At 56.0% G+C, this 22155-nt stretch carries 24 protein-coding genes; 7 read left to right on the forward strand and 17 right to left on the reverse strand.

What is annotated here, in order from left to right; translation table 11 throughout:
* The first annotated feature begins 85 nt into the window (after positions 1–85).
* Complete coding sequence (ppc, locus tag R6U90_RS07500; RefSeq protein WP_410352050.1) at positions 86–2926, forward strand: phosphoenolpyruvate carboxylase; 2841 nt, start codon at positions 86–88, stop codon at positions 2924–2926.
* Positions 2927–3293: 367 nt separating this feature from the next.
* Here ppc and R6U90_RS07505 read toward each other — a convergent pair whose 3' ends face one another.
* The 8 genes from R6U90_RS07505 to pcnB all read right to left on the reverse strand — a co-directional run bounded on the left by R6U90_RS07505 (position 3294) and on the right by pcnB (position 9418).
* Positions 3294–3734 (reverse strand): DsrE family protein, encoded by a 441-nt coding sequence (locus R6U90_RS07505; RefSeq protein ID WP_410352051.1) that lies wholly within the window; start codon positions 3732–3734, stop codon positions 3294–3296.
* Between the two features lie 702 nt (positions 3735–4436).
* Positions 4437–4817 carry an aspartate 1-decarboxylase gene (gene panD, locus R6U90_RS07510; RefSeq protein WP_410352052.1) on the reverse strand — a complete coding sequence of 127 codons (381 nt, stop codon included), beginning with the start codon at positions 4815–4817 and terminating at the stop codon, positions 4437–4439.
* A gap of 151 nt (positions 4818–4968) precedes the next feature.
* On the reverse strand, positions 4969–5808 hold the full coding sequence (gene panC, locus R6U90_RS07515) for a pantoate--beta-alanine ligase (RefSeq protein ID WP_410352053.1): 840 nt from the start codon (positions 5806–5808) through the stop codon (positions 4969–4971).
* Positions 5809–5856: 48 nt separating this feature from the next.
* The gene (locus R6U90_RS07520) at positions 5857–6174 is read right to left on the reverse strand and encodes a DUF4156 domain-containing protein (RefSeq protein WP_410352054.1); all 318 of its coding nucleotides are present in this window, start codon (positions 6172–6174) and stop codon (positions 5857–5859) included.
* 23 nt (positions 6175–6197) lie between these two features.
* Positions 6198–7016: a 3-methyl-2-oxobutanoate hydroxymethyltransferase gene (gene panB, locus R6U90_RS07525; protein ID WP_410352055.1), complete on the reverse strand. Its 819-nt coding sequence runs from the start codon at positions 7014–7016 to the stop codon at positions 6198–6200.
* On the reverse strand, positions 7013–7666 hold the full coding sequence (locus tag R6U90_RS07530) for a deoxynucleoside kinase (protein WP_410352056.1): 654 nt from the start codon (positions 7664–7666) through the stop codon (positions 7013–7015). The genes panB and R6U90_RS07530 overlap by 4 nt, the downstream gene beginning before the upstream one ends.
* On the reverse strand, positions 7659–8150 hold the full coding sequence (gene folK / locus R6U90_RS07535) for a 2-amino-4-hydroxy-6-hydroxymethyldihydropteridine diphosphokinase (RefSeq protein WP_410352057.1): 492 nt from the start codon (positions 8148–8150) through the stop codon (positions 7659–7661). Before folK ends, R6U90_RS07530 begins: the two co-directional genes overlap by 8 nt.
* On the reverse strand, positions 8147–9418 hold the full coding sequence (gene pcnB / locus R6U90_RS07540) for a polynucleotide adenylyltransferase PcnB (protein ID WP_410352058.1): 1272 nt from the start codon (positions 9416–9418) through the stop codon (positions 8147–8149). Before pcnB ends, folK begins: the two co-directional genes overlap by 4 nt.
* A gap of 137 nt (positions 9419–9555) precedes the next feature.
* Here pcnB and traF point away from each other — a divergent pair, with 137 nt between their 5' ends.
* On the forward strand, positions 9556–10668 hold the full coding sequence (gene traF / locus R6U90_RS07545; protein WP_410352059.1) for a conjugal transfer protein TraF: 1113 nt from the start codon (positions 9556–9558) through the stop codon (positions 10666–10668).
* 356 nt (positions 10669–11024) lie between these two features.
* Here the strand turns inward: traF and R6U90_RS07550 are convergent, their stop codons facing one another.
* From R6U90_RS07550 to R6U90_RS07560, 3 genes are all read right to left on the reverse strand, one after another.
* On the reverse strand, positions 11025–11606 hold the full coding sequence (locus R6U90_RS07550) for a DUF3501 family protein (protein ID WP_410352060.1): 582 nt from the start codon (positions 11604–11606) through the stop codon (positions 11025–11027).
* 182 nt (positions 11607–11788) lie between these two features.
* Positions 11789–13123, reverse strand: coding sequence for a heterodisulfide reductase-related iron-sulfur binding cluster (locus R6U90_RS07555; protein ID WP_410352061.1), 1335 nt, complete (start codon positions 13121–13123; stop codon positions 11789–11791).
* A 101-nt stretch (positions 13124–13224) separates the two neighbouring features.
* On the reverse strand, positions 13225–13647 hold the full coding sequence (locus R6U90_RS07560) for a rubrerythrin family protein (protein WP_310692732.1): 423 nt from the start codon (positions 13645–13647) through the stop codon (positions 13225–13227).
* A gap of 294 nt (positions 13648–13941) precedes the next feature.
* Between R6U90_RS07560 and R6U90_RS07565 the strand changes: the two genes are divergently transcribed.
* From R6U90_RS07565 to folE2, 5 genes are all read left to right on the forward strand, one after another.
* Positions 13942–14220 carry an exodeoxyribonuclease VII small subunit gene (locus R6U90_RS07565; RefSeq protein ID WP_410352062.1) on the forward strand — a complete coding sequence of 93 codons (279 nt, stop codon included), beginning with the start codon at positions 13942–13944 and terminating at the stop codon, positions 14218–14220.
* Positions 14221–14223: 3 nt separating this feature from the next.
* Complete coding sequence (gene ispA / locus R6U90_RS07570) at positions 14224–15111, forward strand: (2E,6E)-farnesyl diphosphate synthase (RefSeq protein ID WP_410352063.1); 888 nt, start codon at positions 14224–14226, stop codon at positions 15109–15111.
* 76 nt (positions 15112–15187) lie between these two features.
* Complete coding sequence (gene dxs, locus R6U90_RS07575; RefSeq protein ID WP_410352064.1) at positions 15188–17083, forward strand: 1-deoxy-D-xylulose-5-phosphate synthase; 1896 nt, start codon at positions 15188–15190, stop codon at positions 17081–17083.
* 28 nt (positions 17084–17111) lie between these two features.
* Positions 17112–17498 (forward strand): 6-carboxytetrahydropterin synthase QueD, encoded by a 387-nt coding sequence (gene queD, locus R6U90_RS07580; protein ID WP_410352065.1) that lies wholly within the window; start codon positions 17112–17114, stop codon positions 17496–17498.
* Between the two features lies 1 nt (position 17499).
* Positions 17500–18297, forward strand: coding sequence for a GTP cyclohydrolase FolE2 (gene folE2, locus R6U90_RS07585; RefSeq protein WP_410352066.1), 798 nt, complete (start codon positions 17500–17502; stop codon positions 18295–18297).
* A gap of 221 nt (positions 18298–18518) precedes the next feature.
* Here folE2 and R6U90_RS07590 read toward each other — a convergent pair whose 3' ends face one another.
* From R6U90_RS07590 to ribE, 6 genes are all read right to left on the reverse strand, one after another.
* A complete protein-coding gene (locus tag R6U90_RS07590) occupies positions 18519–19166 on the reverse strand; it encodes a TIGR02281 family clan AA aspartic protease (RefSeq protein ID WP_410352067.1) in 648 nt (215 codons plus the stop codon).
* Positions 19167–19168: 2 nt separating this feature from the next.
* Positions 19169–19561 (reverse strand): hypothetical protein, encoded by a 393-nt coding sequence (locus R6U90_RS07595; protein WP_410352068.1) that lies wholly within the window; start codon positions 19559–19561, stop codon positions 19169–19171.
* Positions 19558–20046 carry a phosphatidylglycerophosphatase A gene (locus R6U90_RS07600; RefSeq protein ID WP_410352069.1) on the reverse strand — a complete coding sequence of 163 codons (489 nt, stop codon included), beginning with the start codon at positions 20044–20046 and terminating at the stop codon, positions 19558–19560. The genes R6U90_RS07595 and R6U90_RS07600 overlap by 4 nt, the downstream gene beginning before the upstream one ends.
* Positions 20047–21027, reverse strand: a complete 981-nt coding sequence (thiL, locus tag R6U90_RS07605) for a thiamine-phosphate kinase (RefSeq protein WP_410352070.1) — start codon at positions 21025–21027, stop codon at positions 20047–20049.
* Between the two features lie 215 nt (positions 21028–21242).
* Entirely contained in the window at positions 21243–21680 is a 438-nt protein-coding gene (gene nusB, locus R6U90_RS07610; protein WP_410352071.1) for a transcription antitermination factor NusB, read from the reverse strand.
* A gap of 5 nt (positions 21681–21685) precedes the next feature.
* The gene (gene ribE, locus R6U90_RS07615; protein WP_410352072.1) at positions 21686–22153 is read right to left on the reverse strand and encodes a 6,7-dimethyl-8-ribityllumazine synthase; all 468 of its coding nucleotides are present in this window, start codon (positions 22151–22153) and stop codon (positions 21686–21688) included.
* Positions 22154–22155: the final 2 nt, after the last annotated feature.

Below are 22155 nucleotides of genomic sequence, written 5' to 3' on the forward strand. Positions count from 1 at the left end.
AGAAAATATTACGTCAAGGAACACACTCACCGCTTTGACGGCTATAATGTGCGGTCATTTTGCAACCGATACACAAGCAGCGGATATGACGGCAGAAAAAACTTCCTCGCAAGACGGGACCCGTCTTCAGACCGGCAAACGGCCTGTCAACGACAAACCGTTACGTTCCCGGGTTAAACTGTTTGGCAATATCCTCGGGCAGATTCTGCAGGAACATGCCGGGGAAAAGGTCTTCAATGCAGTGGAAACCCTGCGCAAGGGCCATATCAGCCTGCGCAACGTGGACAATCCGAAAAAACGGCACAAACTGGCCAGGTACACCGCCACACTGGACGCCGATACCCTGACCCATGTGGTGAGGGCCTTTGCCATCTATTTCAGCCTGGTCAATATTGCCGAAGAATCCTTCCAGCATCGCCTGCGCCGGCGCGACGCCGGCAAGACCGGTCCCAAGTGGAAAGGCTCCTATCACGCTATATTAAAGGAGCTCAAAGGCGACAGTATCGAACCGGGGCAGGTCCAGACCCTGCTGGATCGCCTGGCCTATATTCCGGTCTTTACCGCTCACCCGACAGAAGCCAAGCGCCGGACCATCCTCGAGGCATTGCGTCGGATCTTCGTCATCAGTGAAGAGCTGGATATTCCGGGACTGACCCTCAACCAGCGCGAAGAGATTCACGAAAAGCTACGCCGTCACATTCGTATTCTTTACAAGACCAATGAAGTGCGGGTAGACAAACCGCAGGTCCTCGATGAGGTCAAAAACGGACTGTATTACTTCAAGGAGTCCCTGTTTGACGCGGTGCCCGATACTTACCGCAACCTGGAAAAGTCTCTTAACCATATTTATGGCACCGACCACGGTGTCAGCGTACCAAGCTTTATTCGCTTCGGTTCCTGGATTGGTGGCGATCGCGATGGGAATCCCTTCGTCAAGCCGCAGACGACCATCAAGGCCGTCAACATGATGGCCCGGGCCGCGGTGGAAGAATATTTCGAACGGGTACGGGGCCTGACCCGCACCCTGACCCACTCCTCGCAGTTGTGCGAGCCGAATACTGCGTTCAATGACAGTCTGCAGCAGGACGAACAACGTTATCCACACATCTATACCGATAACCCGGGTCGCTTCAAGCAGGAGCCCTATCGTCGCAAGCTGTTCATCATGCAAAAGCGTCTGCTGGCCACACTGGACAAGCTGCAATCTCGTATTGACGACGCCGAGCACGTTGGCCTGGGGTGCGGCTATGTCAACGAGCACGAATTACTGGCGGATCTTTATCTGATTCGCGATTCGCTCATCAGTCACGACGACGCGATCATCGCCGACGGTGAACTGCAAAACCTCATCCGCCTGGTGGAAACCTTCGGGTTTTATCTGGCCCACCTGGATATTCGCCAGGAATCGACCATACATACTGACACCGTCAGCGAAGTCATTCACCAGCTGGACGGCAGCGATTATTCAGCCCTGGACGAAAATGGCCGGCTGAACAAACTGGCCGAATTGATCCGCCAGGATAGCGCACCGCAAGTTGACCTCGAGCCCTTGTCGGAAACGAGTAGCGAGACTGTCGAAGTCTTTCAGGTCATGGCCCGGCTGCGGGAGGAAGTCAGCCCGCATGCCTTCGGTACCTATGTCATTTCCATGACCCACCAGGCCAGTCACGTGATGGAAGTCATGTTCCTCGGCTGGCTGGCCGGCCTGTCCGGTTACAAAGACGAAGTCCCTTTTTGCCATATTCATATCTCTCCGCTGTTCGAAACCGTCAACGATCTGGCTCATATCGAACCTGTGATGAACAGATTGCTGGATATCCCGACCTACACCGAACTGCTCAATGCTTCCGGAAATACCCAGGAAGTCATGCTGGGGTACTCTGACTCCTGCAAGGACGGGGGGATTCTTGCTTCAACCTGGAACCTGTATCAGGCGCAACAACAGATCACGGCCCTGACCCAGCAACGCGGCATCAAGCTGCGTATGTTCCACGGTCGCGGTGGCACCATGGGACGTGGCGGCGGTCCGACCCACGATTCCATCCTGTCCCAACCGACCGGCACCGTACACGGCGAGATCAAGTTCACCGAACAGGGTGAAGTACTCTCTTATAAATACAGCAACCAGGAAACCGCCGTTTACGAGCTGACCATGGGTATCACCGGACTGCTCAAGGCGAGCCGCAACCTGATCGAACCACCGCCGGCGGACAATCCCGAATATCTGGATATCATGGCGGAACTGGCCGCGACCGGCGAAAAACACTATCGGGAACTGACCGATAATACCTCCGGCTTCCTTGATTATTTCTACGAAGCCACCCCGGTATCGGAGATCGGACTGCTTAACATCGGCTCGCGCCCCTCGCACCGCAAGAAAACCGATCGCTCCAAGGAATCGGTGCGCGCCATCGCGTGGGTCTTTGGCTGGGCCCAGTCTCGCCATACTATCCCGGCATGGTACGGCATCGGCATGGCACTGGAGAAATGGGTCGGTCGCAGCCCGGAGAAACTGCAAAAACTCCAGGAGATGTACCGGAACTGGCCTTTCTTCAGCGCTTTGTTAAGCAATACCCAGATGTCCCTGTTCAAGGGTGACATGCATATCGCCCAGGACTATGCCAGCCTGTGCAAAGATCCGGATACTGCCAGAACTATTTACAACATGATCAACGGGGAATATAACCGCACCCGCCTGCGCGTTCTCGAAGCTGCTCGCCTGCAGGAACTGATGGCCGAAACACCCAATCTCGCTCTCTCACTCAAACGCCGTAACCCCTACCTGGATCCCCTCAACCAGATCCAGCGCATCCTTATCGAACGTTTTCGCGATGAAACGTTCAGCGAGGAAGAACGTAACCAGTGGCTCAACCCGCTACTGCGCAGCATCAACGCCATCGCCGCGGGAATGCGCAATACTGGTTAATACAAGATATTCAACGCAGAGGCGCCGAGGAACGCAGAGAAGAAAACATTAATTATTTACTCTCGCAAAGACGCCAAGATGCAGAGAAATATACACTATTTTATTTCCAGCGGCTCTGCGTCATTGCGAGAGATAATATGTCCCACGCAATATTTCCGACAGTCGCCAGATTACAGTGATAATAGTCTTCGTAACAGGAGATATGTACTGAGTATTGAATCAATACCGTAGCATCATGATTAAAAATCCAAAACTCAACATTAAAAATTATCTCTTTGCGTCCTCTACGCCTCTGCGTTGAGAGTTTTCAAAATAAAAAGGGCCGGTAAACCGGCCCTTTGCATGATCAAGTTTCTTGCTAACAAGCTTACGGACGGAGGTAGGCGTAGCCCTGTTCCTGCAGTTCGACTATCCGGGCAACACCACCGGGAACCACTTCGACACCCTTGGCCAGGGCAGGCTTTTTACCTTTTTTGCTTTCGATCTTGGCCAGGGTATTGGCACAGGCATTGAAGTTGATATTCTGCATTGCCATGCTTTCAACCCGATCGGCATTATCGCCGTTTTTGGAAAGCAGGCCGAGTCCCGGCCCATAGGCGACAATCTGCACATCAACATTATCCATTCCGTACGCTTTTTGCAGATTTGCCGCATTATTCAGGGCAATTTTCTGGGTACGGGGATCATCCGTGCTGACCTGAATGATCACTTTGTGTTCCGCATCAATCGACCCCGCCAGGGCACTCTGACCCAGAAACAGCGTAGCAAGTACAGCTGAAACCATTCCGTTTTTTGCAATATTCATCATTTTACACATACCATTCTCCTTACAGCTCTATGTCATCTTGAGTTATATCGTTATTATATAATGAACGACGCGGGGTAAACCGGTGTCGTTTTCAGGATAGTGAGCATTCCACCAGCCACTTTTCAAAACATTACCTTTAAGTGCAAGCCAATGCAAGCTGCCAACGGGCAACCCTACCCTAAAACAGTTTATTAAAGGCTGTTTTCCTGCTCACTGAAAACCAATGCCTTGAACCTTCGGTAGTTAACTTTTTTCTGACTCGCCAGAAATGAACGCAGAGAACGATGAGTTATCATTGATCATTCATTTATGGACAATATCACCGATAGAACCATGCTCCACAGACAGGACGATCAATCATATTGATTATATATTCTTCTTTGCGTTCTCTGTGTCTCCGCGTGACGTACAGGGACGTAGTAATGTCGCGGGAGGCAGGAAGCCGGGAGCGACCCTCTGCGTTATTTTCCAGTGCGCTGGAGAAGAGAATAAAAGTTTTGCAGGTCATGCTGGCATAGCCTGCGTGGCTTTTTGTTGGAGGCAGTTACTTGCGCTTGTCAGGTAGCGCTGCGCGCAACCTGACCTACAGTTACTAGCGGCTAGTTACTAGCCGCTAGTAACTAGTACCTGCTCAAACGCCAGGTGAATTTCTGATAATCGAAATAACCTGTGGAGCGAGAACGGTATAATAGCAACGTAAGATCAGGCGACCTGAACGGGAATGGTGTTGCGGGTGTGGGTGATATCGTTGTTTTCGTCGAGATAAACGAGCCTGGGCTTGTAGCTGACCAGTTGTTTCTGATCCAGGCCAACGTAGGCGCAGATGATGATCACATCACCGGGGTTGGCCTTGTGAGCCGCGGCACCGTTGACGGAGACAATACCGGACTCATCTTCAGCGCGTATCGCATAGGTAGTAAAACGTTCGCCATTGGTGACGTTGTAGATTTCGATCTGCTCGTATTCGCGGATACCGGAAATCTCAAGCAATTTGCCGTCAATGGCGCAGGAACCTTCATACTCCAGTTCCGAGTGAGTCACCCGGGCCCGGTGCAGTTTGGCCTTCAGCATGGTGGTAATCATGTTCCAACTGTTCCTCTATCACTACGAGACGCGTTTGGGGATTTCCTATTTTAGCATGCCAAACCCGGCCTTCCTACCAGCCAAGATCTTCTTTTATAAGGTGTTTTTACACAGCTGACTTGACGGCTCCCGCCGCTTTTGCCTGACTGCCTCAAATTCGCAGGTTATCAATCAGCCGCAGCGTCCCCAGCCGGGCGGCTCCCAGCACCACCAGCGGTTCGCCGGCGACAGGGAGCCGGAGATCGGTCGCGCTGCGAATACTGACGTATTCGGGCACGAAACCCGCGGCGACCAGTTGCTCCCGGGCCTTGCTTTCCAGGGCCGAGAATGGACCCTGCCCCCCCCGAACCTGCTCAGCGACCCGCTGCAGGGCGGCAAACAGCTGCGGGGCTCGCTCTCGCTCGTCCACGCTCAACTGCTGATTGCGTGAACTCAGGGCCAGTCCGTCCGGTTCACGCCGCGTCGGCCATCCGACAATCTCCAGCGGCAAATTCAAATCCGCCGCCAGTTTGCGTACCACCAGCAATTGCTGGTAATCCTTCTCGCCAAACAGCGCCAGATCCGGCAACACCGCCTGAAACAGCTTGGTTACCACAGTCGCGACACCGGTAAAGTGGCCGGGACGTTGTCTACCTTCCAGTTCTTCGGTCAATCCGGGCACCTCAACACGGGTCACCGACTCACGTCCTTCCGGATACATGGCTTGCTCGTCGGGCGCAAAAACCGCTGACACGTTCAACTTTGACAGTGTCAGAAGATCATCGTTCAGGGAACGGGGATAACGCTGAAAATCCGCGGCATCATTAAACTGCAGCGGATTGACGAAGATACTGACCACGACCTTATCGGCCCGGCGTGCGGCCTCGCGTACCAGATCCGCATGTCCTTCATGCAGGTTACCCATGGTCGGTACAAAGGCGATCCGCCAGCCGGCGGCGCGCCACGACAGACTGTGCTGTTGCATATCGCGGACCTGATCAAAAACCTGCATATCGAAATACTCCGCCAGGATACGAACAGGGAAACCGGCCTGGTCGGTTTATTCAGCCTGCTTGCACCGGTAAATATCATAGACCCGCCGGCCATCCTCAATGTCGGAGATAGCGACAATCGTGTCCCCCTGGATATCCGCCGCGTTATTGCGGGCCAGGATTTCCAGTTCCTGTTGCATCGCCTCACGCTTGCGTTCTATGCCGGCCACGGTGGACTTGACCGACACAGTGGTCTTGCCCAGACGCTCGCAGTTCTGGACATGCTGCTTTTCCACCACTCTGACCTGATCACCGGCCGAATCCAGTTTGACCCAGGTACAACCCTGCAAAACAACCAGTGTTAAAACGATGAGTAATTTTTTCATCTCGACCTCCGGGTACTTGTACGTTATTGATAGCTTTGTGACGGTTGCGGAAACTCGCCGGATTTAACCTGACGCACGTACTCCGCAATCGCCTCCTGAATGCCCTTGCCCGGCCCCGCTTCACGGAGAAAATCGCGCACAAAACGCGGTCGCTTACCCGGGGTAATGCCCAGTAAATCATAGATCACCAGCACCTGGCCGTCGCAGCCGGCACCGGCACCAATGCCAATCGTTGGAATGGAGACCGATTCGGTGATCTGGATCGCCAGTTGCCGGGGAATGCATTCGAGAACCAGCAACGCGGCACCGGCCTGCTCCAGAGCCAGGGCATCCTCGATCATCTGTCGGGCCGCCTCGGCCTCGCGTCCCTGAACCCTGTAACCCTCCGGCCCGACTACCGACTGGGGCAATAACCCCAGGTGACCGCATACGGGCACCCCGTTGTCGACCAGATGGCGTATCCGACTGAGTAGTGGACCACCGCCTTCAAGTTTGACCATGTCGGCACCGGCGCCCAGCAAGGCCCGTCCATTTTCCAGCGCTCCGGCGTCATGGGCATAACTTTGATACGGCATGTCGGCGATCAGCAGCGCCCGCTGCCGGGCCCTTGCCACATGGGAGGTATGATAAATCATGTCCGCCATATTTACCGCTCGCGTGGAGTCATGGCCCTGGACCACCATCCCCAGCGAATCGCCTACCAGTAATACATCCACGCCCGCCTGTTCGCACTGCGAGGTCATGCTCGCATCATAGGCTGTCAGAACCGCGATCTTCTCGCCACGCTGTTTCATGACGCGTAAATCTTCGACCGTTAACGCTGGTTCACTGGCTGGACTCATAATTCCAGAGGTCCGGGGTTGAAATAATGGCGACCGCTGCGAATCTTGCTGATCTGATCCAGCAACAATTCGTAATCCTGGGCCTTGTTGGCAAAATCGATCTCGGCAGCATTGACGATCAACAGGGGCGATGCATGGTAATCATGGAAAAATGCCATGTAACTTTCACTCAAGCGATGCAGATAGTTGGGTTCCAGACTGCGTTCGTAAGGACGACCGCGCTCGGCAATGCGTTTACGCAGAACTTCCACCGGGGCCTGCAGATAGACCACCAGATCCGGTTGCGGGCCGCTCACGGCCATGTGTTGATATACTTGATCATAGAGTTTGAATTCTTCAGCATCCAGGGTCAGCTCGGCGAACAACCGATCCTTCTCCATCAGGAAGTCTGCTACCCTGACCGGGGCGAACATATCGCTCTGTTGCAGTTCCTGGATCTGGCGCACCCGTTGAAACAGGAAAAACAGCTGGGTTTGCAGCGCCACCCCCCGCGGGTTGTCATAGAAGCGTTCCAGAAACGGATTTTCATCCGCCCCCTCCAGAACCAGGTCCGAGCCGAAAGACTCTGCCATGCGTCGCGCCAGGGTAGTCTTGCCCACCCCGATCGGCCCTTCCACCACAATGTAACTGAGAGAACCGCTATCACGCATCTGGCAGACGCTCCGGCCGATCCGCCGCGACCCCTGGCAATAGCGACTGCAGCGATCCGTGACCCGGAATAACAAAATCCGGCGTCACAATCTCCTGCAACGGGAACAATACAAACGCCCGCTTGCTGATCCCCGGGTGCGGAATGGTTAAACGTTGATCGTTGATCGTTTCCTCGCCATAGAGTAACACATCCAGATCCAGGGTCCGGGGCCCCCAGCGTTGTACTCCGCGTTGCCGTCCATGGGCCTGCTCAATGGCCTGCAGGGCGTCCAGCAGGGCATGGGGAGAAAGCCGGGTCTGTAGCGCCGCCACGGCATTGATATAGTCCGGCTGCTCGGCCGGCCCCATCGGGCGGGATCGATACAGGGGGGATACTGCAAGCAAGGTAGTCCCTTCCATCCGGTCCAGCTCCGCTATGGCCCGACTCACCTGTGCGAGCGGATCACCGAGGTTGCTGCCCAGGGCAATATACGTGGTGATCATGTGCGTTTTTTCCGGCGCCGCCGACCCCGTTTGCTCTTGCCGGGAGAGACTGCCTGCAGCATCTCGCGCTGGTTTTTTTCGTCGGCTTCCTGAAACTGTGTCCACCAGTCGCACAATTCCTGTAACGGCTCACCGGCCTGGTGGCGCAGCAACAAAAAATCATAGCCGGCACGAAACCGGGGAGACTCCAGCAAGCGCACTGCCCGCTTGCCCTGGCGCCGCGAAAGACGCGCCTGCATCAGCCAGGTTTCTTTCATCGGCAGACCAAACCGTTTGGGAATGGTAATGTGGCGATTCTGTTCCTGTACCACTTCGCCGGCCGACTGTTGCAGGGCCTGCAGTTCGCTCTCGTCCTGTTCCTGTAAACGCTGTGCCTGTTGGCGGACCACCGGCCACAACAATACGCCAAACAAAAAGAACGGCGTGACCGGCTTGTCATCCTGAATTCGGCGATCCGTATTCAGCAGACCGGCCTCGATAAAGCGCCGGGTATAACCGTCATCGGCTTGCATCAGGCCGGCCGTCTGCGGGAACAGGTAGCGGAATATATTGTAGTGCACTAACAGTTCGAACGCCCGGATCCCGTAGCCGCTCATAAACAGTTTCAGCACTTCCTCGAACAGTCGCGCCGGGGGCACATCCAGCAGGCGCTCGCCATGAAGGGCAAACTGCTGTTCCAGCTGCGAATCAAGGCTGAAACCCAGTTTGGCAGCAAAACGCAGCGCCCGCAGCAGGCGAACCGGATCTTCCTGAATGCGTACGCCGGGATCGCCGATCATCCTCAATCGGCGCTGTTCCAGATCAGTCAGCCCGCCGGTGTAATCGACCAGGGAAAAATCCTCGATATTGTAATACAACGCGTTGACGGTAAAATCGCGCCGGAAGGCATCCTCTTCCAGCGAACCGAACACGTTATCCCGCAGAATCATCCCGTCGGTCATTACACCGTCTTCATCGCCGTCGCGGTGCTGGGCCCGGAAAGTGGCTACTTCGATGATATCCCGGCCAAAGTGCACATGCGCCAGACGAAAACGCCGGCCGATCAGGCGGCAATTGCGAAACAGCTTTTTGACCTCATCCGGCGTGGCGTCCGTTGCCACGTCGAAATCCTTGGGCCGATGGCGCAGCAGCAGATCGCGTACCCCGCCGCCCACCAGATAGGCCGCATAACCGGCCTTTTTCAGGCGATAGAGTACCTTGAGGGCATATTCACTGATATCGGCCCGGGAGACGGAATGCTCGGCACGTGGAATGATTTCTGGCTGCAATGGCGAGTGGCTCGTAATCTATTAATTATTAAAGCAATTTAATCAGCGCCCGATAATAACAAAAAATCGGCATAACCATGTATTTTTTGCTGCCCTGTCACCGTTACAGGGTTTTGTCGCACACACGGGAGATAAAAATGACGACATTCACACGCCCCTTGCTGATCGCTTCACTACTGGGTTTGAGTCTCAATGCCACGGCCCTGCCCTTTGCCACCTACGAGGCCCGTTCGGCCGGGATGGGCACCACCGGCGTGGCCAGCAGCAATATCGCCTCGGCCCCCTTCACCAACCCGGCCATGCTGGCCGCGCAGCGCTTCGAGGACGATTTTTCTCTCACCGCCGGGCTCGGGATCCAGGCCATCGATAACCAGAACCTGCTGGAGGATATCGAGGATTTCAGTGACGCCTATGATGCCAGTGATTTTGCCAACATGGATGCCGCCGCCAGCCGGGCCGACGGCAAGCGGCTCGATGTACTGGGCAACGGCGCCGTGAATGTCGGCTTCTCGGCGGAGAAATGGGCCGGGGCCGTCAGCACCAACCAGTATATTCAGGCCAACAGCGGTGTAGAATATGCCGGCACTAACGGTGTCGATTCCACCATCGATCTGGTCGGCCTGGAGGTCACCGAAGTGGGCGTCAGCCTGGCGCGTCAGTTCGGCCGCCTGTCTGTCGGCGTCACCCCAAAATCCCAGTCGGTCACTTCCTACGACTCTGATTCGGTTCTGCTGCGTAATGTCGACGATCTGGGTGATGTGATCGACGCCGCGACCGAAGAAGGTGAAAAGGATCACGGCGGCAGCGTGAATGTCGACATCGGCCTGGTTTACAAACTGGGGGATGAAAGCCGCTGGCAGGTCGGGGTGGTAATGCGCAATATCAGCGAACAAACCTATACCACTTCGGGCAATCGGACAGTCAAGATTGAACCCCAGACCCGCGCCGGCCTGGCCTATAACGGCGATGTCATTACCGTAGCCGTGGATTACGATCTGCAGGAAAACGATCCGCTGGTCGCCGGCAGCGACAAGACACAGATGCTGGCCGCCGGTCTCGAGGTTGATGCCTTCAACACCCTCAAGCTGCGTGCCGGTTATGTGAAAAATACCGCCGATGTCACCGGCGCCGATGATGATCGGCTCTCCGCCGGGCTGGGGGTGAACATTCTGGGTCTGCAGGTGGACGCCGCGGTCATGGGCAATGACAACAACGTGTCCGGCTTTGTGCAGATGGGATTGCAGTTCTGAGCAGTCACTCCGGTACTCTCGCAAAGACGCTGAGGCGCAAAGACAAACATATTATTTTCTCGGCGCCTTGGCGTCTCTGCGAGAGATAATCTATTCTTCAATCACGTAGGTCACGCTGGCGACAGCCTGCGTGACACTCATCCTGGCAGAGTGTCAGGTAGCGCTATGCGCAACCTGACCTACGGATTGCACGGCCGGGTTGTGACACTTTGACTCTCGCAAAGACGCAGAGCCGCAAAGACAAGCATTTTATTTTTTCTCTGCGCCCTGGCGTCTCTGCGAGAGATAATGAATTCTTCAGACACAAAAAAGCCCGGCCATTACTGGCCGGGCTTTTTTTCGGATTGCCGACAGCGTTACTGAAAGTCGGATACCAGTGCCTTGCGGGTGTCGTCGCTGACGGTGATACTGGTTGTCAGGTTTTCGTGATCGACTCCCATGTTGATTGCCGCACCGTTTTTGGCGGCGTCGATCATCGGCGGGGTGAACTCGAAACGCATGAAGTGCACGGACGAGGTCTTGGTCTCATCTTCCCGCTCCATGTCTTCATCGGCAATGGCGTACACCTTGTCCTGGCCTTCAACCTGGACCCAGACCTTGTCCTCGACACCGATAAGCCGGGACAGCGCCTTTTTACGCTCCTCTTCATCTTCATATTCGATCATGAAGGTGGCTTTGAGATTGGTGCCATCCGGAATCAAGGGGTTATAGGCATCCAGCTCGTCCTTAATCCCTTCCAGCTCAAAAATACGCTCGACCCGCAACATTTCCTGAATCTGATATTGCATGGTCAGCTTGTCTTCGAAATACAGCGTCGCATGATCGGACAGATTCACCTTGCGCGGTTTTTTATGTTCCAGCACTCTGGCGCGGAACTCCTTGCGCTGTTTGGCGTACTCCTCCAGCGACATCAGATCGTCACGTGTCAACATAGCCATCATCGAACCTCTCGAATCTATATGTGTATTCGAACAACAACAAAATAATTACAATCTCACCACCAAGACGCCAAGGCACAAAGAATTCATTAATAAACTTTAACTCTTGGTGTCTTCGTATCTTGGTGGTTTATGTTTTTGCTTTTCCTCGTCCCTCGTAACTCGTCCCTCGGCCCTGTTGCTTATATGCCGTAAGCAACCCGCAACAGGGTCATCGGGTGTTCGGGATGCGAACCGTCGCGCAGGCCGTTTTCGATCTGATGGCCGGCCATGATGCAATCACTGGTGTAGTGATCCGGCTCGGCCTGTTTGACCTTGTTGAAAACCGGTCGACAGATCTTCATCGAAATCTCGTGGTACTCCTGCTTAACAGCATAGGTCCCGTCATGGCCCGAGCAACGTTCGATCACTTCGATCTCGGTATCGGGCACCAGGTTGAGCGCATCGCGGGTCTTCATACCGATATTCTGTACCCGCTGGTGACAGGCCACGTGATAGGCGACCTTACCCAGCTTGTTGGGAAACTCGGTCTTCAGCTTGCCTTCCTTGTGGCGCAGCATCAGGTATTCAAACGGATCATAAAACGCCTGCTGGACCTTTTTGACCTGTTCGTCATCCGGAAACATCAGCGGCAGTTCCTGCTTGAACATCAGAGCGCAGGAGGGGATCGGCGCGATCAGGTCATAACCTTCATCAACTAGTTTGGCCAGAACCGGGACGTTCGCTTCCTTGGCGCGGGCAACCGATTCCAGATCGCCCAGTTCCAGCTTGGGCATGCCGCAGCATTGTTCTTTTTCAGCCAGTACCACGGGAATCCCGTTGTGTTCCAGTACCGCGACCAGATCTTCATTCATGCTGGGTTCATTACGATTGCCGTAGCAAGTGGCAAACAAAGCGACCTTGCCGCGCGTGCTGTCACCCGGCTCACCCTGCAGATCGGCGCTACCCTTGAAACGGCTGCGAAACGGCTTGCTTTCGAAACGCGGCAGTGTGGCCTCGGCATGGATGCCGGTGATCGGCTGCATCAGTTTGCGCAGCGGCCTGGTAGCATTGACCGCATTCACGGTCTGGGCAACGACCGGAATACCGGCCAGCTTGCCCACTGTATCGGTGGAAGAGAGCATCTTGTTGCGGAACGAGGTGCCCTCTTTTTTGAACTTGATAGCCTTGGCGCGCAACATCAGATGCGGAAAATCCACGTTCCATTCGTGCGGCGGCACATAAGGGCATTTGGTCATGTAGCACAAATCGCATAAATAGCAGTGCTCCACGACTTTCCAGTAATCTTCTTTGGCGACACCATCGACTTCCATCGTCTCCGATTCATCCACCAGATCAAACAACGTCGGGAACGAATGACACAGGCTGACACAACGCCGACAGCCGTGGCAGATATCAAAAACCCTTTCCAGCTCTTCGTTTAGCGCCTGCTCGTCATAGAACGACTCGCTTTGCCAATCCAGCGGGTGACGGGTTGGCGCCTCAAGACTGCCTTCGCGAACATTTGAACCGGCCATGTGAACTCCCTGTTGTTATTTCAGTGTGGGTCAATCAATGGAATTGTAAAAAAACCGGGATCAGTTACCTGATCCCGGTTTTGTCTTGCAACAACGCCGGATTATGAATCCAGGTTGTCCAGCGCCTTCTGGAAGCGGTTGGCGTGGGAACGCTCCGCCTTGGCCAGGGTTTCGAACCAGTCAGCGACTTCGTCAAAACCTTCGTCGCGAGCGGTCTTGGCCATACCCGGGTACATGTCGGTGTACTCGTGGGTTTCGCCGGCGATTGCAGCCTTCAGGTTGTCATCAGTACCGCCAATCGGCAGACCGGTCGCCGGGTCGCCAGAAGCTTCCAGGTATTCCAGATGACCGTGTGCGTGGCCGGTTTCACCTTCCGCCGTGGAGCGGAATACGGTCGCAACATCGTTGTACCCTTCTACGTCAGCCTTGGCTGCGAAGTACAGGTAACGACGGTTAGCCTGAGATTCGCCGGAGAAGGCGTCTTTCAGGCTCTGTTCAGTCTTGCTGCCTTTCAGTTCTGCCATTGTCATTTCCTCCATTATTATGGACTTGCTGAAAAAACGAAAATTTAGACTCTGTCTAAATTATGTTGAAACGATAGACCAGCCGCTTGCCTGTGTCAAGACCGAGTCTAAATCCAGTCCGTCACGGCGCCGGTTTATTTTCAATGGGGGCATTGGCGGGCAATTTAAACCGCCCGGAGCCCGTCTGTCTCGACCGGGGGTGTTTTCAACCGGGAAATGCCCCTATCATTAGGCCTGCGCCGGGGCGTCGCCCCGTGGTCGAATTGTTCAGTAGAGCCTTTGAGTATAAGAGCCGTGACCCAAAAAGACAGTAAAAAGAAAACCACTAAAAAAGCGGCTGCCAAAACCGCTTTACCCGATTTTGAAAAGTCCCTGGCCGAGCTGGAAACACTGGTGGAACGGATGGAACAGGGCGATCAGAGTCTCGATCAGTCCCTCAAGGACTTCGAACGTGGCGTGGCCCTGACGCGCCAGTGCCAGCAGGCGCTGAAAACCGCCGAGCAGAAGGTCGAACAACTTCTGCAGCAAAACGGCCAGGAAGAGCTCGTCTCCTTTGACCCGGACGACCAGTAACCCGTGAACGATATCGATATCGAACAATGGCGCCAACGCGCCGACACTGCCCTGCAGCGCTGGCTGCCCGCAGAGAAAACCCTGCCCCAGGAACTGCACCGCGCCATGCGCTATGCGATTTTCAACGGCGGCAAACGGATTCGCCCGATTCTGACCTATGCGGCGGGTCATGCGCTCTCGCTCGAGGCCCAATCCCTGGATGCTCCGGCCGCGGCCGTGGAACTGATTCATGCCTATTCGCTGGTGCATGACGATCTGCCGGCCATGGACGACGACGATCTGCGTCGCGGCCAGCCCACGGTGCACAGGGCATTTGACGAAGCCACGGCTATACTCTGTGGCGACGCCCTGCAATCACTGGCCTTTTTCGTCCTGGCGCGGCATCTCGATCCACAGATTCCGGCACCACAACGCCTGCAGATGGTCGAGGCGCTGGCCCTGGCCAGCGGTTCGCGGGGTATGGCCGGGGGCCAGGCAATCGACCTGGCGGCCGTGGGACAGGTTTTGAATGTGGCCGAGCTGGAGAATATGCATGTTCACAAGACCGGTGCCCTGATCCGCGCCAGTGTCAAACTGGGGGCCCTGTGCCACCCCGATATAGACGAGCGCCTCCTCGGGCAACTGGATCACTACGCCAAATGCATCGGTCTGGCTTTTCAGATCCAGGATGACGTGCTGGATGTGGAAGGCGATACTGAAACCCTGGGCAAGTCCCATGGCGCAGATCTGGCCCTCAACAAACCGACCTACCCGGCCCTCCTCGGCCTGGACGATTCCAAGCGTCTCGCCAATCAACTGATTGATGACGCTCTGCACAGCCTGGCCGAATGGGATGAGGCCGCCGAACCGCTGCGCGGGATTGCCCGCTACATCGTGCAACGCCAGCATTAACAATCGCGGCACAAATGCCTGACAAGTTGCTATAATCACCTCCTTCATTCGCCACCTGGCCGCTAACCCGATACCGATGTCCGATTCTGCGCCCTACCCACTGCTGGATCAGATCCACCTGCCGGCCGATCTGCGCGAACTCGAACAATCGCAACTGGGGCCACTGGCAGAGGAATTGCGTCGCTTTCTGATCGAATCCGTTAGCCGCACCGGTGGCCATCTGGCCGCCAGCCTGGGGACCATCGAGCTGACCCTCGCTCTGCACTATGTGTACGATACCCCGGAAGATCGACTGGTCTGGGATGTCGGTCACCAGGGCTATCCGCACAAAATTCTCACCGGCCGTCGCGAAAAGATGCCGAGCCTGCGTCAAAAAGACGGCCTCAGTGGTTTTCCGCGCCGGGAAGAGAGCGAATACGATACCTTCGGCGTCGGCCACTCCAGCACCTCGGTCAGTGCCGCCCTCGGTATGGCGCTGGCCGCACGCCAGCAACACAGCGATCGCCGCACGGTGGCGGTCATCGGTGATGGCGCGCTGACCGCCGGTATGGCGTTCGAGGCGCTGAACCACGCCGGAGACATGGACGCCAACATGCTGGTGATCCTCAACGATAACGACATGTCCATCTCACCCAATGTCGGCGGATTGTCCAATCATCTGGCACGGATTCTCTCCGGCCGCCTGTATGCTTCGATGCGCGAGGGCAGCAAGAAAATGCTCAGTGTCATGCCGTCGGTCTGGGAGCTGGCGCGCCGCGCCGAGGAACACATGAAAGGCATGGTGGTGCCGGGGACCCTGTTCGAGGAGCTGGGCTTCAATTACATCGGGCCGGTGGACGGCCACGATATCAATACGCTGGTCAAGACCCTGCGCAACCTGCGCCAGCTCAAAGGCCCGCAATTTCTGCATATTGTGACCAAAAAGGGCAAGGGTTATGCGCCGGCCGAGGACAATCCCTGCACCTATCACGGGGTGCGACCGTTCGATATCGAAAGCGGCCAACCCCACGGCAGCGGGAGCAGCAGTGGTCCGACCTATACGGAAGTCTTCGGCCAGTGGCTGTGCGATATGGCGGCCGCCGACGAGCGGCTGGTCGGAATTACCCCGGCCATGCGCGAGGGCTCGGGACTGGTCGGCTTCGCCGAACAATATCCGGACCGTTACTTTGATGTGGGCATTGCCGAGCAGCATGCGGTGACCCTCGCCGGTGGTATGGCAGCCGACGGAATGAAACCGGTGGTCGCCATCTACTCCACCTTTTTACAGCGGGCCTACGACCAGCTCATCCACGATATCGCGATTCAGAACCTGCCCGTGCTGTTCGCTATCGACCGGGCCGGCATTGTCGGTCCCGACGGCGCCACCCATGCCGGCAGTTTCGACCTGAGTTATCTGCGCGCTATCCCTAACCTGACCGTGATGGCCCCGGCCGATGAAAACGAGTGCCGCCAGATGTTAAGTACCGGTTTCCAGCTGGCCGGTCCAGCCGCCGTGCGCTACCCACGCGGTACCGGGATGGGCGTGGCGGTGGAACCCTCGCTGGAACCGCTGGAAGTGGGTCGCGGTGAGCGGCGCCGCGAGGGGAAACGGGTGGCCATCCTTTCCTTCGGCACCCTGCTGGATAACGCCCTGGCCGCCGCCGAAAAACTGGATGCCAGTGTGGCCAATATGCGTTTTATCAAGCCACTGGATACCGAACTGTTGCAACAACTGGCCAGCAACCATGACCTGCTGGTGACGCTGGAAGACAACGCCATTGATGGCGGTGCCGGCAGCGCGGTGAGTCAGTGGCTGTCCGAACAACCCCACCCGATATCGGTATTACACCTGGGTCTGCCCGATAGCTTTCTGGAACACGGCAGCCGCGACCAGTTACTCGCCGAGGCGGGACTGGATACAGATGGTATAATCCGTGCCATTACCGAGGTACTGGGCGAACAGCCCCTTGCCAAACACGCGACACTCGCGTAAAGTCCTACTCAATCACTCAGGTATTACCATGGCGTCACGCTATACCATGACCATTGTCACCGATTTCGCCGCGGCCCATTATCTGCGCGATTATGAAGGTGTTTGTAACCGCCTTCATGGCCATAACTGGAAAGTCGAAGTGCATGTGCAGGCCAGCAGCCTGGACAAGGTTGGCATGGGCATGGACTTCAAGGACATCAAGAACGCCACCCGCGAATTGCTGGGCGGACTGGATCACTACAATCTGAACGATATTGCCCCGTTTGATCGTATCAACCCGACCGCTGAAAACATCGCCGCGTTCTTTTACAGCAAGCTGTCGGAATCGCTGAATTCCGACGTGGTGAAAGTGAGTGCCGTAACGATCTGGGAAACCGATCGCGCCTGCGTCACCTACACAGAGGACGAGACTTGAAATGAATGCCGTAACCGACCCCATCGAAGACGTACAGAGCAGTGCCGATACCCGCCAGATTCCGATCAACAAGGTCGGCATCAAGGACATTCGTCATCCGGTGCGGATTCGCGATCGTAACGAAGGCGAGCAACATACCGTCGCCTCGTTCAACATGTATGTCAATCTGCCGCATAACTTCAAGGGCACTCACATGTCTCGCTTCGTGGATATCCTCAATAACCACGAACGCGAGATTTCCGTGCAATCCTTCAAGGAAATGCTGGCCGAAATGGCCGAGAAACTGGAAGCCGATTCCGGCCACATCGAGATGGCTTTCCCTTACTTCATTAACAAGAAGGCCCCCATCTCCGGTGTAGAGAGCCTGATGGACTATGACGTCAGTTTCATCGGCGAAATTCACGAGGGCAAGGTCCAGATGACCCTCAAGGTCGTTGTGCCCGTCACCAGCCTCTGTCCCTGCTCAAAAAATATTTCCGACTATGGTGCGCATAACCAGCGTTCCCATGTGACGGTGGCCGCACGGATTGAGGAGTTCGTCTGGGTCGAGGAGTTAATCGAACTGGTCGAGTCAGAAGCCTCCTGCGAACTCTACGGCCTGCTCAAGCGTCCGGATGAGAAAAACGTCACCGAACGCGCCTACGACAACCCCAAGTTTGTCGAAGATATGGTCCGGGACGTCGCCGCGCGCCTGAACGCCGACAAGCGCATCAACTACTACGTGGTCGAATCCGAAAACTTCGAGTCCATCCACAACCACTCCGCCTACGCCCTGATCGAAAAAGACAAAAAGGCCTAACCAGCACACCGGTTAGTGCCGATTTTCCAGGGAGGGAATTTAAATGCGGAGGACGCGGAGTCGCGGAGGCGCAGAGATTATTTGTTGTTGATTTGCTACAGATTCGGTGTCTTATCAACTCTTCCCAGCCATCTTAGGAACACCACTGTCACTGGAATATTTAAAGAATAATTCCCTTCTCCGCGACCTCCGCGTTAATTCCCAGAGAATCGAAAAGAGGGTCACCACTTCTTTTTCAGCACCAGCCGTTCACCGTCGCGCTGCATTTCCAGCTGGCCGAGGAAAGACATGCCCAGCAGGATCACCTGGGGTGAGGCGCCTTCATGGACAATGCCGGTGACGTTGTTCAGCTGAATATCTCCGACTTTGACCCGGTCCAGGGTGACCTTGTAGGCGCGCACGACACCGTTGGCGGTGGAGACGCGAATCGGATCACCGATCACCCGAAAGTCCAGCCCCAGGCGCCGGGCCTGTGCCTCGTTCATGGAAATGGCACTTGCTCCGGTGTCGACAATAAAACTGATCGACTGGCTGTTGATACTGCCGCTGCCATAATACATACCATTCTGGCGATAGATTACCGCTTCGGGCATTTCGGGTCGGGAATAAACGGTGCTGATATGACTGCCGAGCGGATAGGTTTCCTGCTGACCATCGATCTCCAGCACGGCCTGCTCGCTGTCGGCCCGGATTAAGGTAATCCCCTGTGGCGTCGATTCGCCCGGTCGCAGTGTGTATTGTCGGCCATCCACCTTTAATATGGCCATATCACGAAACAGGCCATGTATCTGGATATCCACTGCATGGACCAGCATGCTGCCTGCCAGCAGGAGCAGGAGCAACCAGCCCTGAGGCGGCAGGTAACGCATTGCTAACGCCGCTCCAGCCGATAGCGATCACCCGTACTCTGTGTCAGATCGACAGTAACCCGATCCGGCGACCAGCCATGCACCTTGTCATGGGCTTCGACAATCACCTGTGAGATATCCTGCGAAATGGTAATTCCCGACAGGCTGCGGGTAAACGGCTGCTCGTTCACGTGCGGATGATGCAATGTCCGATGGCCCAGCACCTCGTCGTCAGGCGTAACCACGCGCCAGCCGTCGGCGTAATGCTCCCAGCCAGTATCGGCATGTCGGAGTGTCACGTCGGCGCGCCAGGTTTGCGGCCCCTGTTCAAGCAGCTCGACCTTGAGAATTTCTACCTCTGCAGCGTGCAACACTGTGCTCAGCAATAACAGGCTGATTGTGATTATTCCTTTCATAAAGCGCCTCCTGTCAGATAAATCACCAGTTGCAGTACAACCGAGGCATACACGGCTGCCAGCAGATCGTCCAGCATGATACCGATCCCCCCCGAGACACGTCGATCCAGCAAACCGATCGGCCAGGGCTTCCAGACATCGAACAGCCGAAACAGCGCGAATCCGGCCACAATCCAGATCCAGTCAAACGGTACCGCGACCATAGTCAACAAATAGCCGACGATTTCATCCCAGACAATGGCCGGATGATCGTGGACGCCCAGTCGACGCGCTGTGGCCTGACACAGGTGAATGCCTGTATATAAAAGGAATAGCGTAATCAGCAAATACGCCACCGGATTCAGGCCGCTCATCAGCAGATACACCGGAATCGCCACCAGGGTGCCGGCTGTCCCCGGGGCCTTCGGGGCCAGGCCACTGCCAAACCCCAGGCTCAACAGATGAACCGGGTTGATTAGTAAACGGGGATCGACCTTGATTCGCATTCAGTTTGACTCGTTAAAATGGCGATAGCCCTGACCGGACAGACTTTTCAGCTGGCCATCCGGTTGCTGACAGCGTATCCCGTGTTCGGTCTCGATCTGCCCGATACAGGTCAGCGGGCAATCCAGTTGCGTCGCAAGTGACCGGATATCGGCATGACGACTGGCCGCTGCGGTAAAACAGAGCTCGTAATCATCGCCGCCGATCAGCGGCAGATCGCCCAGCTCGGAATTCGCTTCAATGAATGGACGGGCCGCGGACGATAACGGCAAATCGGCGTAGTGCACTCTGGCACCGCAGTCGGCCGCCGCACACAGATGTCCGAGATCGGCCAGCAGACCATCGGAAATATCGATACAACTACTGGCGATGCCGCGAAGCGCGATGCCCGCTGCCAGCCGGGGGGGCGGCCGGTCTAGTCGGCGGCACAAAGTCTCTTTCACGACATCGCCCGCTTCCAGCCGACCCTGGGCAATCCGCAAGCCGAGCCCGGCGTCGCCCAGCGTGCCCGAAACCCAGATTTCATCGCCGGGGGCTGCGCCCTGGCGCGTCAGGGCCTCGCCGGGCGGCAGATAACCGGCGACCTGTACCGTGACAGTCAACGGGCCGCGCGTGGTATCCCCGCCCACCAGCTGCAGGTCATACTGTGCGGCCAGATCCGCCAGCCCGCGACTGAACGCGGCCAGCCAGTCTTCATCGTTATGTTCAAGTGTCAGCGCGAGTGTCAGCCAGGCCGGCTCGGCTCCCATCGCTGCCAGATCACTGAGATTTACCGCCAGCGCCTTCCAGCCAAGGTCATAAGGTTCGGTATCGAATGGAAAATGCACCCCCGCCACCAGCGTATCAATGGCGATCGCCAATTGCTGACCGGCCGGTGGATCGATCACCGCCGCATCATCACCAATCCCCAGCACCACATCCTTGCGCCCGGGCGTGGCCTGTGCGAAGTAACGGGCGATAATGTCAAATTCAGTCAGAGGCATGGGAACTGTTCTGGTTAGAAAAACCTTCAACGCAGAGGCGCCAAGAACCGCAAAGGTAGAATATTTTTAGTGCGTATTTCTAATACCGCATGTTTGTTTCACCATATAAAACAAGCGAACAACTCTACCTCTGATTATCAATAATACTTCTTAATCGAGTAATTTAGAATTCTTTACTCTGCGCCCTTTGCGTCTTTGCGCCTCTGCGTCGGGTTTTACTTCCGTTTATGGGCCTGCATTTCGATGCCGCGCAGTTCGGCGGCGAGTTTGTCCATGACACTATTAATGAATTTGTGGCTGGCTTCGGCGCCGAAGGTTTTGGTCAGTTCGACGGCTTCGTTGATGATCACGCGATAGGGCACTTCCGGTTTAAAGCTGAGTTCAAAGGCACCCAGGCGCAGAACGGCTTTTTCGACCGGATCGATTTCGTCGTAGGGGCGTGTAATGTAGGCCGTAATGGATTGATCGAGCTGCTCACTATGTTCGGCGACACCGTTACTCAGCTCGCGAAAATAGGCTTCGTCTACATTACGCATTTGCTCATCAACCGCATACTGGCTGATGATCCTGTCAATTGTGTTGCCGGACATCTGCCACTCATACAGGCTCTGCATGGCAAGACGCCGGGCACGACTACGGGGATTGGGTTTCATCGAGGCTACAGATTCTTCAGCAGGTTGACCATCTCGATGGCCGACATGGCCGCCTCGGCGCCCTTGTTACCGGCCTTGGTGCCGGCCCGCTCGATGGCCTGCTCGATGGTATCCACAGTCAGCACACCAAAGGCCACCGGCACATCGTGCTGCAGCATGACCGAGGAGATGCCCTTGACACATTCGCCGGCGACATAATCAAAATGGGGGGTCCCGCCGCGAATCACTGCACCCAGCGCGATAATCGCATCATAGTTTTTGCCCTGCGCCATGCGCTGTACAACCAGTGGTAATTCATAGGCCCCCGGCACACGCACGATTTCGATATCGCTTTCACTGCCGCCATGGCGGGTGATGGTATCGACGGCGCCATTCAGCAGGCTCTCAACAACAAAGCTGTTAAAACGCGCCACGGCCAGCCCGAAACGCGCTCCTTTGACAACCAGCTCTCCTTCCACAGTTTTCATCGTCATTG

It is taken from the genome of Thiohalophilus sp. (genome assembly GCF_046483665.1).
Classification (GTDB): domain Bacteria; phylum Pseudomonadota; class Gammaproteobacteria; order UBA6429; family Thiohalophilaceae; genus Thiohalophilus.

Bases quoted from the DNA above. Each gene is read 5' to 3' on its own strand.
- dxs (WP_410352064.1), top strand. From the start codon at position 15,188: ATGTCCGATTCTGCGCCCTACCCACTGCTGGATCAGATCCACCTGCCG.
- traF (WP_410352059.1), top strand. From the start codon at position 9,556: ATGACGACATTCACACGCCCCTTGCTGATCGCTTCACTACTGGGTTTG.
- R6U90_RS07590 (WP_410352067.1), bottom strand. From the start codon at position 19,166: ATGCGTTACCTGCCGCCTCAGGGCTGGTTGCTCCTGCTCCTGCTGGCA.
- panC (WP_410352053.1), bottom strand. From the start codon at position 5,808: ATGCAGGTTTTTGATCAGGTCCGCGATATGCAACAGCACAGTCTGTCG.
- R6U90_RS07550 (WP_410352060.1), bottom strand. From the start codon at position 11,606: ATGGCTATGTTGACACGTGACGATCTGATGTCGCTGGAGGAGTACGCC.
- queD (WP_410352065.1), top strand. From the start codon at position 17,112: ATGGCGTCACGCTATACCATGACCATTGTCACCGATTTCGCCGCGGCC.
- folK (WP_410352057.1), bottom strand. From the start codon at position 8,150: ATGATCACCACGTATATTGCCCTGGGCAGCAACCTCGGTGATCCGCTC.
- R6U90_RS07560 (WP_310692732.1), bottom strand. From the start codon at position 13,647: ATGGCAGAACTGAAAGGCAGCAAGACTGAACAGAGCCTGAAAGACGCC.
- thiL (WP_410352070.1), bottom strand. From the start codon at position 21,027: ATGCCTCTGACTGAATTTGACATTATCGCCCGTTACTTCGCACAGGCC.
- R6U90_RS07595 (WP_410352068.1), bottom strand. From the start codon at position 19,561: ATGAAAGGAATAATCACAATCAGCCTGTTATTGCTGAGCACAGTGTTG.
- R6U90_RS07505 (WP_410352051.1), bottom strand. From the start codon at position 3,734: ATGATGAATATTGCAAAAAACGGAATGGTTTCAGCTGTACTTGCTACG.
- R6U90_RS07520 (WP_410352054.1), bottom strand. From the start codon at position 6,174: ATGAAAAAATTACTCATCGTTTTAACACTGGTTGTTTTGCAGGGTTGT.
- folE2 (WP_410352066.1), top strand. From the start codon at position 17,500: ATGAATGCCGTAACCGACCCCATCGAAGACGTACAGAGCAGTGCCGAT.
- panD (WP_410352052.1), bottom strand. From the start codon at position 4,817: ATGATTACCACCATGCTGAAGGCCAAACTGCACCGGGCCCGGGTGACT.
- panB (WP_410352055.1), bottom strand. From the start codon at position 7,016: ATGAGTCCAGCCAGTGAACCAGCGTTAACGGTCGAAGATTTACGCGTC.
- nusB (WP_410352071.1), bottom strand. From the start codon at position 21,680: ATGAAACCCAATCCCCGTAGTCGTGCCCGGCGTCTTGCCATGCAGAGC.
- R6U90_RS07555 (WP_410352061.1), bottom strand. From the start codon at position 13,123: ATGGCCGGTTCAAATGTTCGCGAAGGCAGTCTTGAGGCGCCAACCCGT.
- ribE (WP_410352072.1), bottom strand. From the start codon at position 22,153: ATGACGATGAAAACTGTGGAAGGAGAGCTGGTTGTCAAAGGAGCGCGT.
- R6U90_RS07600 (WP_410352069.1), bottom strand. From the start codon at position 20,046: ATGCGAATCAAGGTCGATCCCCGTTTACTAATCAACCCGGTTCATCTG.
- ppc (WP_410352050.1), top strand. From the start codon at position 86: ATGACGGCAGAAAAAACTTCCTCGCAAGACGGGACCCGTCTTCAGACC.
- R6U90_RS07530 (WP_410352056.1), bottom strand. From the start codon at position 7,666: ATGCGTGATAGCGGTTCTCTCAGTTACATTGTGGTGGAAGGGCCGATC.